The following is a 2,717-nucleotide window of genomic DNA, read 5'->3' as shown; positions in this document are numbered from 1 at the left end:
TCCCTACACGACGCTCTTCCGATCTGTCCTGCACCTCGATCTCGGTGAGGTGGGTCTCGTCGAGCAGTTCGGCGAGCTGGCGGACCAGCGCCGGATCGATATGCATGGAGCCGTTGGTGGCTTCTGTCATCGTCTGGATGTTCCCCAATGAACGGCGGCCAATGTCAGAGCTTGGCGCCTACGTCCAGCATGGGCGCAACAAGCGGTTCCAACGCGCGACGCCAACGCCTACATGTGCCGCCATGGCGACTCTCACCCACGACGATGGCACGATCAGCATCACGGTCAATGGCGCGCACAGGCGCGTGCGCGGCGGCATGACGATCGCCGATCTCGCGAGCGAACTCGGCCTCGTTCCCGAGAAGGTCGCGGTGGAGCGCAATCTCGAAGTGGTGCCGCGCTCGACGATCGCGCAAGTAGCGCTCGAGGATGGCGACGATCTCGAGATCGTCCATTTTGTTGGCGGTGGCGATCACCCCGCCCCGCCCGTGGCGACCGACGAGGATCGCTGGACCGTCGCCGGCCGCAGCTTCCGCTCGCGGCTGATCGTCGGCACGGGCAAATATAAGGATTATGCGCAGAACGCCGCCGCGCTGGAAGCGTCGGGCGCGGAGATGGTCACGGTCGCGGTGCGCCGCGTCAACGTCACCGATCGCAACGCGCCGATGCTGACCGATTTCATCGATCCCAGGCGCTTCACCTACCTCCCCAACACCGCCGGCTGCTTCACCGCCGACGAGGCGATCCGCACGCTCCGGCTGGCGCGCGAGGCGGGGGGCTGGGATCTCGTCAAGCTCGAGGTGCTGGGCGAGGCGCGGACGCTCTATCCCGACATGGTCGAGACGCTGCGCGCCACCGAGGTGCTGGCGAAGGAAGGCTTCCTGCCGATGGTCTATTGCGCCGACGATCCGATCGCGGCGAAGCGGCTGGAAGATGTCGGCGCGGTGGCGATCATGCCGCTGGGCTCGCTGATCGGCTCGGGGCTCGGCATCCAGAATCCGGTGACGATCCGCCTGATCGTCGAGAATGCCAAGGTGCCCGTGCTCGTCGATGCCGGCGTCGGCACCGCGTCCGAAGCGGCCGCCGCGATGGAGCTCGGCTGCGACGGCGTGCTGATGAACACCGCGATCGCCGAGGCCAAGCAGCCGATCCTGATGGCGGCGGCGATGAAGGCCGCGGTCGAGGCCGGGCGCCTCGCCTATCGCGCCGGCCGGATGCAGCGTCGCCGCTACGCCGATCCTTCGAGCCCGCTGGCGGGGCTGATCTGAACGCCGGTCTGGCGTCACGCTGCGCGGCGAATTTCGTACTTGATTTGTTCTACACTTCCTGCTAAGGGCCGGTGATATGCGTCTCATTCTGTCCGCCCTTTTCCTGCTTTGCTGGAGCGGTTGCGCGCCTGCCGCCCCGGTGGGCGTTCCGCCGCTCGCCTTCACGATGCGGACGCTGCCCAACGGCCTGCGCGTCTACCAGATGCCCGACCGGAGCGGCACCACCGTCTCGATCCAGGTCTGGTACGATGTCGGATCGAAGGACGATCCCAGGGGCCGCTCGGGCTTCGCGCATCTGTTCGAGCATCTCATGTTCAAGGCGACGCGCGACATGCCCGCCGAGACGATGGACCGGCTGACCGAGGATGTCGGCGGATCGAACAACGCCTCGACCGACGACGATTATACCGAGTTTCACGAGACCGTGCCGGCGAATCATCTCGAACGGCTGATCTGGGCCGAGGCGCAGCGGATGGGCTATCTGGTCGTCGATCAGGCCGATTTCGCGTCGGAGCGCGAGGTCGTGAAGGAAGAGCTGCGCGGCGATTTCGCGCGGCCCTACGGCCAGCTCTTCATGCGCGATTTCCCCGCCGCCAATTATCGCGTCCATCCCTATGCGCGCGGCACGATCGGCAGCATCGCCGAGCTCGATTCGGCGTCGCTCGCCGACGTCCGTGCCTTCCACGCGCAATATTATCGGCCCGACAATGCCGTGATGGTCGTCTCGGGCAATTTCGATCCCAGGCAGCTCGATCGCTGGCTCGACGCCTATTTCGCGCCGATCGCCAGGCCGGCCTGGCCGATCCCGCGCGTCACCGCCAGCGAGCCGCCGCGCTCGATGCCCGCGCGCTATGTCGCGCGCGTCGCCAACACGCCCCTGCCCGCGGTGGTGATGAGCTGGCTGATCCCGCCGACCGCCGATCCCGATCATGCCGCGATCACGATGATCGACGGCATCCTTTCGGGCGGCGATAGTTCGCGGCTGCACGAACATCTCGTCTATCGCGATCGCATCGCCAGCGAGACCGATGTGCTCGCCGATTTCAAGAAATCGCGCGGCACGCTCGGCGCCTTCGCGATCCTGGCGAGCGGCCATGCGCCGCAGGAAGGCGAGGCGGCCTTGCGCCGCGAGATCGCGGCGCTGCGCGATCAGCCGCCGAGCACCGAGGAGATGGCGCGCGTCCGCAACCTCGTCGTCACAGCAGCACTCAAGCAGCGCGAAACCGCCGAGGGCCGCGCCGCGCTCGTCGCCTCGGGGGTGATCGTCGACGGCGATCCCTCCGCCTCGGACAAGAGGCTCGCCGCGTTGCAGGCGGTGACGCCCGCCGACGTTCAGCGCGTCGCGCGCGCTTTGCTCACCGACGCGAGCGCGGTGACGCTCGTCTATCTTGCGCCCGAGGCCGCGCCGGGCCTCGCGGGCGCGCCCGTCGGCGAGGCGCCGACCGTCCG

General features: G+C 67.7%; 2 protein-coding genes. Both read left to right on the top strand.

The annotated features are described in order from the left end of the window. The first annotated feature begins 242 nt into the window (after window positions 1-242). Window positions 243-1,268, top strand: a complete 1,026-nt coding sequence (thiS, locus tag HUU94_RS02655) for a sulfur carrier protein ThiS (protein ID WP_174273576.1) — start codon at window positions 243-245, stop codon at window positions 1,266-1,268. Window positions 1,269-1,344: 76 nt separating this feature from the next. After that, window positions 1,345-2,717 (top strand): M16 family metallopeptidase (locus HUU94_RS02650; protein ID WP_174273575.1); only part of this gene is annotated, 1,373 nt, incomplete at its 3' end.

It is taken from the genome of Sphingomonas bacterium (assembly GCF_903644055.1).
Classification (GTDB): Bacteria; Pseudomonadota; Alphaproteobacteria; order Sphingomonadales; family Sphingomonadaceae; genus Sphingomonas_I.
Note: the sequence above shows the minus strand (reverse complement) of the source record. Positions and strands in the feature narration are given on the sequence as shown.

Excerpts from the sequence above, each read along its gene's own strand:
- thiS (WP_174273576.1), top strand. The coding sequence starts at position 243 with ATGGCGACTCTCACCCACGACGATGGCACGATCAGCATCACGGTCAAT.